This window comes from Pseudomonas fluorescens (assembly GCF_902498065.1).
GTDB lineage: Bacteria > Pseudomonadota > Gammaproteobacteria > Pseudomonadales > Pseudomonadaceae > Aquipseudomonas > Aquipseudomonas fluorescens_BJ.
Map to the genome: position 1 here is coordinate 40513 of NZ_CABVIR010000013.1, position 7389 is coordinate 47901.

The following is a 7389-nucleotide window of genomic DNA, read 5'->3' on the forward strand; positions in this document are numbered from 1 at the left end:
CCGGTGGGCATGTCGGGATGTGTGAGGAGTCCGGGATGACATAAACCTTGTGGGAGCCGGCTTATGGGGAAATGATCCCGTGGTCGATGGCGTATTTGACCAGCGCCGCCGGTTTGTCGATGTTGAGTTTGCGGCGGATGCTCAGTCGATGGGTTTCAACCGTGCGCACGCTGATGTCGAGGTCACGGGCCATTTCCTTGTTGTTCATCCCTTGAGCCATTTTGTACAAGACCTGACTTTCACGCGGTGTCAGCTCATTGTCGGTACTTTTATCGGCGATGAGCCGCTGAGCGATTTCCGCGCTGTAGAACGTCCCGCCGCTGGCGATGGCTTCAATGGCGGCGATGATTTCCCGTGACGGCGCGTTCTTCAGCACATAGCCACTGGCACCCGAACGCACGGATTCGCTCACGTATTCATAATTGTCGTACATGCTCAGCACCAGCACTTTGAGCGAGGGGTACTGACTGCGCAGCAATCGCGTCAGCTCCAGACCGTTCATGTCCTTGAGGCTGATATCGACCAGCAACAGATCCGGCTGACAGCGACCCACCATCTCGATGGCGTCTGCGCCATTCTCGGCTTCGCCGACTACTTCCAGCGGCGCCATGACAGACAGCAGCGCCTTGATCCCGTCGCGAACCAGGGAGTGATCGTCGACCAGGGCGACGCGGATCGGGGAGGGCAGGTTTATCACGGGCATTCACTCTTTTTGTCTGATCAGCGCTTTGCGCCGGGCAATTTCATGGGCAGCAGCACGTCCAGCTCACTTCGTCCCGGCACCGATATCAGCTCGAACCGGCCGCCAAAATGCTCGACACGCTCACGGATATTACGCAGGCCGATGCCGGCGTGCCCACGTTCGACCTGGGCGACGTTGAAGCCGATACCGTCATCGATCACCGTCAACCGGATCGAATCTTCAGAGCCGTGCAGGTTGATGGAAACGTGTTTCGCCTGTGCGTGGCGTTCAATGTTGGTCAGGCCTTCCTGCACAATGCGAAACAACGAAACCGCCGCGCCATCGACCAGATGGCAGTCGAATTCATTGTCGTTGTAGGTCACGGTGAGGCCGCTGCGCTGCTCGAATTCCTCGGCAAGTTGACCGATGGCCGCCGACAACCCCAGGGTGTCGAGCAAGGATGAGCGCAGGTCGTGGGAGAGGCTGCGAACCTCGCCAATGGCGTCTCCCAGCCGCTCCGTGGCCTCTCTTAAAATGCTCAAACCCTTGTCTTGTCCATTCTCCAGCACATGGCTGGCCAGTTCGAACTGGAACTTGATCGAGACCAGGACCTGACTGATGCCGTCGTGTAGTTCACGGGAAACCCGAGAGCGTTCTTCTTCCTGCAAGCTGACGATACGCTGGGTCAGGCGCTGAAGTTTTTTGTCGGCCAGACGGTGCTCGCTGACGTTCAGTGTCATGCCGCTGGCAAACACGAACAGCACCGCCACGAGGGCCACGGCGGCAATCGCCAGCATGGTCTTGCGGATGCCCATCGCCACTTCGTCACGCGCCTGTTGGGTCGCGCGTTCGACGTCCTCAAGGTAAATGCCGGTGCCAAGCATCCAGCCCCAGCGATCCAGCATCACGACATAGGCCAGCTTGTCGGTGACCTGGCCGGAAGACGGCTTGTTCCAGGCGTAGCGTTGAAAGCCTTCCCCCGATTGTGCACTTTCGAGCAAGGCCTGAATCACCGGCAGGCCGTGCGGATCCTTCATGTCCCACAGGTATTGGCCGACCAGTTCCGACTGCCGCGCGTGCATCAGGCTGCGACCTTCGCGGTCGTAGACGAAGAAGTAGCCATTGATGCCAAAGCTGAGTTTGCGCAGTTCTTCCAGCACTTTTTGCTGGGCGTGTTCGTCGCCGTGGCCGTCGTCGTACAGCGGCGCGATCAGGCTTTGCGCCATTTCCACGTAGTTTTTCAGTTCGGCGCGCTTGCTCGCCAGGATGCTGTCTTCGATCAGTTGCGCCTGTTGATCACCCACCTGGCGGTTCAGGGAAATCACCAGCCCACAGATGACAGCGATCGCCAACACCAGCGGCAGAATCCCGAGCGCGACGATTTTGTGTTTGAGCTGCATCAGGGCTCCTGTCCGGACCGGGGGAAGGCGAAGGCGGGCATCATATGCCAAAGATACGTGCGTCCAGTAGCGCTGCTGGACGGAATGACCTGTGGTTGGGATGTCAGTCAGTTGAAATACAAACCCTTGTGGGAGCCAGCTTGCTGGCGATGGCGGTGGCACAGTCAACATCAATGGTGAGTGTCAGTCCGTCATCGCCAGAAGGCTGGCTCCCACAGGGGGGTTGCATTTCAGCTGCGAGATCGGCGGTTTCTACGTAGAACTACGTAGAGATCGCGTACGTAGTAACGCGGATTTATTTGTGGACGGCATGCGCGGATATTGGGCCAGCTCCGCACAGCGGACACAATTATAAAAATTACCGCCGCAGTCACAGGCTGTCGGCAGGAGACATGCTATGCCCCGTCTGGCTAAACACCTCGCCTGGTTTGCCGTGGCTGTTCTGGGAGCGTTTGCGCTGAGTGTCGTGGCCCTGCGCCGCGGCGAAGCGATCAACGCCCTCTGGATCGTAGTCGCAGCCGTCGCTATCTACCTTGTTGCATACCGCTACTACAGCCTGTTCATCGCCAACAAGGTGATGCAACTTGACCCCAATCGAGCCACGCCCGCCGTACTTAACAACGACGGTCTGGACTACGTACCCACCAACAAGCACGTACTCTTCGGTCACCACTTCGCGGCGATTGCCGGCGCAGGTCCGCTGGTCGGTCCGGTGTTGGCGGCGCAGATGGGCTACTTGCCCGGCACGCTGTGGCTGATTGCCGGCGTGGTTCTGGCCGGTGCGGTTCAGGACTTCATGGTCCTGTTCATGTCAACTCGCCGCAACGGTCGCTCCCTGGGCGACATGGTCCGTGAAGAAATGGGCCGCATCCCCGGCACCATCGCGCTGTTCGGCTGCTTCCTGATCATGATCATCATCCTCGCGGTGCTGGCGCTGATCGTGGTCAAAGCCCTGGCCGAGAGCCCGTGGGGCATTTTCACGGTGATGGCGACCATCCCGATCGCGATGTTCATGGGCATCTACATGCGCTACATCCGCCCGGGCCGCATCGGTGAGATCTCCATCGTCGGCGTGTTGCTGCTGCTCGGTTCGATCTGGCTCGGCGGGCTGATTGCCGCGGACCCGGTCTGGGCCAAGGCCTTCACCTTCACCGGCATTCAAATCACCTGGATGCTGATCGGCTACGGTTTCGTGGCTGCGGTATTGCCGGTGTGGCTGATTCTGGCGCCGCGAGACTACCTCTCCACGTTCCTGAAAATCGGCACCATCGTGGCATTGGCGATCGGCATCCTGATCACCATGCCCGACTTGAAAATGCCGGCATTGACCCAGTTCATCGACGGCACCGGGCCGGTGTGGAAGGGGGGGCTGTTCCCGTTCCTGTTCATCACCATTGCTTGTGGCGCGGTCTCGGGTTTCCACGCGCTGATCGCGTCCGGCACTACGCCGAAGTTGCTGGCCAGTGAAGGTCATGCCCGTTACATCGGTTACGGCGGCATGCTGATGGAATCGTTCGTGGCCATCATGGCGATGGTTGCCGCTTCGGTGATCGAGCCGGGTGTGTATTTCGCCATGAACAGTCCGGCGGCGATTGTCGGCGCGGATGCTGTTTCGGTGGCACAAACCGTCAGCAGCTGGGGCTTTGCAATTACCCCTGAAGCCCTGCAAGCGGTGGCCAAGGACATCGGTGAAACCACCATTCTGGCCCGTGCCGGCGGTGCGCCAACCCTGGCGGTCGGTATCGCGCAGATCCTGCACCACGTCCTGCCGGGTGAAAACACCATGGCGTTCTGGTACCACTTTGCGATCCTGTTCGAAGCGCTGTTCATCCTGACGGCGGTTGACGCCGGTACCCGTGCCGGTCGGTTCATGCTTCAGGATTTGCTCGGCTCTTTCGTGCCGGCGCTGAAACGCACTGACTCCTGGACCGCCAACCTGATCGCCACTGCCGGTTGTGTGGCGATGTGGGGTTACTTGCTCTATCAAGGCGTGATCGATCCGCTGGGTGGCATCAACACCTTGTGGCCGCTGTTCGGTATTTCCAACCAGATGCTGGCCGGTATTGCGCTGATGCTGGCGACGGTTGTGCTGATCAAAATGAAACGCCAGCGCTACGTTTGGGTCACGATGCTGCCAGCAGTCTGGCTGCTGATCTGCACCACCACCGCCGGTTTCATCAAGTTGTTCGACGCCAACCCGGCGATCGGTTTCCTCGCGCTGGCCAAGAAGTACAGCGATGCCTTGGCCAATGGTCAGGTACTCGCACCGGCCAAGAGCATCGATCAGATGCAGCACGTGATCTACAACGCCTACACCAATGCGACGTTGACCGCGCTGTTCCTGTTGGTGGTGTTCAGCATCCTGTTCTTTGCCCTCAAGGTTGGCATCGCCGCCTGGGGAACCAAAGAGCGCACGGATAAAGAAGCGCCATTTCAGGCGCTGCCGGATGCTTGATCGAGGAGTGCAGCATGTTCAATGACCTGAGTCGCCTCGGTAAATACCTCGGGCAGGCTGCACGCCTGATGGTCGGCATGCCCGACTACGACAACTACGTCGAGCATATGCAGAGCAAACACCCGGACAAACCGGTGATGAGTTACGAGGTGTTCTTTCGGGAACGCCAGGAAGCGCGTTACGGAAGCAAGGCCGGGCCGAAGTGCTGTTGACCCGGTTGTCGGGTTAACAGCAATCTCTGTGGGCGCTAGCTGCTAGCGCCCACATTTGTTTTGTACGGCACCCTTCAGGGTTTACGTTCAACAAGCGTTCGCCCGGGCTCATTGCGACAAACCAATTGATCCCGGTAATCGTCACAAATCGTTTTCAATACATCACTCGCGCAAGCCCCGCTGATCCGCCGATCAATCGCAAAACCCGTCACGTCCCCCTTCAGTTGAATACCCACCCCCGACACCGTTTCCAATCGCTGCTTGATCTCCCCAAGGGTCCACGGCTTTGAACTGAATACAAGGCTGTCGGCCGGGTATTGGCGATCCAGGTACCAATAAATACCGCCCAACAGCGCAAAGCTAGTCGCCAGGCAAAGGAGGGGAGGCGGCAACTTTAAATGGATGTTGTCGTAGAGGATTTCCGCCAGTGTTTGCCAGAGCTTCAATCGAAAGGACAAGCCAAGGCCCAAGACCAGCAGAATCGCCGCGAAGCCCATGGCCGCAAACAAAGCCACCCGCTCAAGGTCCGACAGTTCTTCCAGGCAGGTGAAGTTCATGGGGCTTCACCTCTGTGCTGGCGAGAAGTAAAGAATGCGCAGTTGAATATCCTTTCTGTAATTGATCTGGACATAACCGCGACCCAGTTCAACGTCGCTCTCGGCGTCCCGCTTGAGCGTGTGCGGTTCTTTTTTGCCAAGGAAAATCGCTTCCAGTTCGCCGCTGTATTGGTGTGCCACCTCCTGAATCAAGGCATCCAGTTGCTTGATCGGTGCTTCGGCTATTTGCACGGCTGTGCGGAACAGGCTGGCGCGGGCCATGGCAGGCAAACTGCGCTCTATGAATGCGCGGTCGCTGAGTTGCGTGATGTTGCCCGTTTTTACGAACTCGAGATAACGACTGAAAATGTCCGGGGCGATGTCTAGCTGGGCCTGCAGCGTGTTGGTGCCCAGCATCGGGTTAACAAGCACATCGGGATTGGCACCGATACCGGCGAAAGAGATCTCGCAGACACTGGCCTTCGCGTACATGAACACACCACAGGCACCACTCGTGCCGTAGGCCTGATAGTCGTGGCTACTGAACTCGCATTCGCAGGTTTTGCCTTGCGCTTGAGCGTTGCCGGCAGCAAGCACAAGCAGCAGAAGTCCGCCCGGGACGGTGGGTAACCTCAGAGACAAAGGCATGATGACTACCTTTATAGAGGAGGATGCGCTGTATGGAGCGTAGCGTCAGGTTCCACGCTCTGCCCGCTTTATGGCAGTTCCTCCCAGGTAACGTGGGTCAAACCGGACTGTTCAGCATGCGCGCGCACCCGCAGGTGATTTCGCTGATCATGGTGTTCGCCATACAAAAGGCCGACGCCAGAGTGCAGGCACGCGTAGTACCAGGCATCTTCATCACTCATGTGCAAGTCCGGCTGGATAAACACCTGCCGTCTTTTTTTGAAGCAATAGTTGATTTGGAAATGCCGAGCGCGGGTCATCTGATTCTCCAGGTCATGCCGCTACGACATTGATGGCGTAGTGCCAGTTCCTTTTTTTCGGATGTCTCTTTTAGATATCCGGTGTTTAGCGTCTTCCTGAGGGGCAACGGCGTCTGAATACCCGACCTGGCGGAACATTGAACTGTGCAAATTGCCGAGCGTCCAAGCCATGAAGCCGGTTTGAGCGTTTCAGTGTTTCTGGAGGCGGGTGATGTCGAGGCGGGCGTTGATTGTGTTTTTTGCTTTTTATCTGTCCGCTTTCCTGGTGTTCGGGCTGGGCGTGGCCCAAGCGTCTCCCTGGATTGCCTCTCACATTCTTCTGAAGTGGATGCTATAACCAGGCATTCGCTTCGAAGCCTACGGATAGACACATGATTGAAGAGGGACTTTCGCTACTGATCGATTACGGCATTTATCTGCTTCCCGGTTTTAGCCTCCGTGCCCTCTGGTTCTGGCTGACCCCGAAAACACAGCCCGGATTGCAGATTGTGATCCTGCTGCTGACCTTCGTCCTGATGCGCGATGTGATGACCCCCCCCTGCGCTTATGGTCCCTGAGTGGCGATGTGCAGATCGGTTTCGTTTCGAACCCGTTTGTCCTGGCTGTGCTGGGCGCGCTGTCGCTGGCGATCATCTGCCGGTAGCCACACGTATCCAGTCACGCGCCATGGACTTGCGGTGCACTGGTTAAGGGGCGCTCTGAACGTCGGTAAACGTTTTGGTTCTCACGCGCAGGCGAGATTCAAAAATCCAGGCATCTCCTTGCCGGGAGTGACGTAGCCTCTACCGATCGAAAGCGGAGAAAAAGAGGTGTTGACAGCAGCGAGTAACGCTGTAGAATTCGCCTCCCGCTAACGAGAGATCGGAAGCGCAAGTGGTTGAAGTTACAAAGGAAACTTTGAAAACTTCTGAAAATAACCGCTTGACAGATACAGAGGACGCTGTAGAATGCGCGCCTCGGTTGAGACGAAAGATCTTAACCAACCGCTCTTTAACAACTGAATCAAGCAATTCGTGTGGGTGCTTGTGGGGTCAGACTGATAGTCAACAAGATTATCAGCATCACAAGTTACTCCGCGAGAAATCAAAGATGTAACCAACGATTGCTGAGCCAAGTTTAGGGTTTCTTAAAAACCCAAAGATGTTTGAACTGAAGAG

At 57.3% G+C, this 7389-nt stretch carries 7 protein-coding genes and 1 pseudogene; 3 read left to right on the forward strand and 5 right to left on the reverse strand.

The window, feature by feature from the left end; translation table 11 throughout:
* Positions 1-61 precede the first annotated feature (61 nt).
* Both F8N43_RS28895 and F8N43_RS28900 read right to left on the reverse strand, forming a co-directional pair.
* Positions 62-694: a response regulator gene (locus tag F8N43_RS28895; RefSeq protein WP_017339266.1), complete on the reverse strand. Its 633-nt coding sequence runs from the start codon at positions 692-694 to the stop codon at positions 62-64.
* A gap of 26 nt (positions 695-720) precedes the next feature.
* On the reverse strand, positions 721-2082 hold the full coding sequence (locus F8N43_RS28900) for a cache domain-containing protein (RefSeq protein WP_150634760.1): 1362 nt from the start codon (positions 2080-2082) through the stop codon (positions 721-723).
* Positions 2083-2479: 397 nt separating this feature from the next.
* On the opposite strand from F8N43_RS28900, the gene F8N43_RS28905 reads away from it, so the two are divergent.
* Together F8N43_RS28905 and F8N43_RS28910 are read left to right on the forward strand one after the other, a co-directional pair.
* Positions 2480-4537, forward strand: coding sequence for a carbon starvation CstA family protein (locus tag F8N43_RS28905; RefSeq protein WP_150637139.1), 2058 nt, complete (start codon positions 2480-2482; stop codon positions 4535-4537).
* A gap of 14 nt (positions 4538-4551) precedes the next feature.
* Positions 4552-4749 (forward strand): YbdD/YjiX family protein, encoded by a 198-nt coding sequence (locus F8N43_RS28910; RefSeq protein WP_017339263.1) that lies wholly within the window; start codon positions 4552-4554, stop codon positions 4747-4749.
* A 74-nt stretch (positions 4750-4823) separates the two neighbouring features.
* Here F8N43_RS28910 and F8N43_RS29650 read toward each other — a convergent pair whose 3' ends face one another.
* The 3 genes from F8N43_RS29650 to F8N43_RS29780 all read right to left on the reverse strand — a co-directional run bounded on the left by F8N43_RS29650 (position 4824) and on the right by F8N43_RS29780 (position 6232).
* The gene (locus tag F8N43_RS29650) at positions 4824-5306 is read right to left on the reverse strand and encodes a hypothetical protein (protein WP_224787863.1); all 483 of its coding nucleotides are present in this window, start codon (positions 5304-5306) and stop codon (positions 4824-4826) included.
* Between the two features lie 6 nt (positions 5307-5312).
* Complete coding sequence (locus F8N43_RS28920) at positions 5313-5933, reverse strand: hypothetical protein (RefSeq protein ID WP_150634799.1); 621 nt, start codon at positions 5931-5933, stop codon at positions 5313-5315.
* Between the two features lie 68 nt (positions 5934-6001).
* Positions 6002-6232, reverse strand: a complete 231-nt coding sequence (locus tag F8N43_RS29780) for a DUF6555 family protein (protein WP_150634800.1) — start codon at positions 6230-6232, stop codon at positions 6002-6004.
* Between the two features lie 371 nt (positions 6233-6603).
* Here F8N43_RS29780 and F8N43_RS28930 point away from each other — a divergent pair.
* A pseudogene (locus F8N43_RS28930) lies at positions 6604-6866 on the forward strand (CPBP family intramembrane glutamate endopeptidase); the annotation flags it as partial.
* Between the last annotated feature and the right edge of the window lie 523 nt (positions 6867-7389).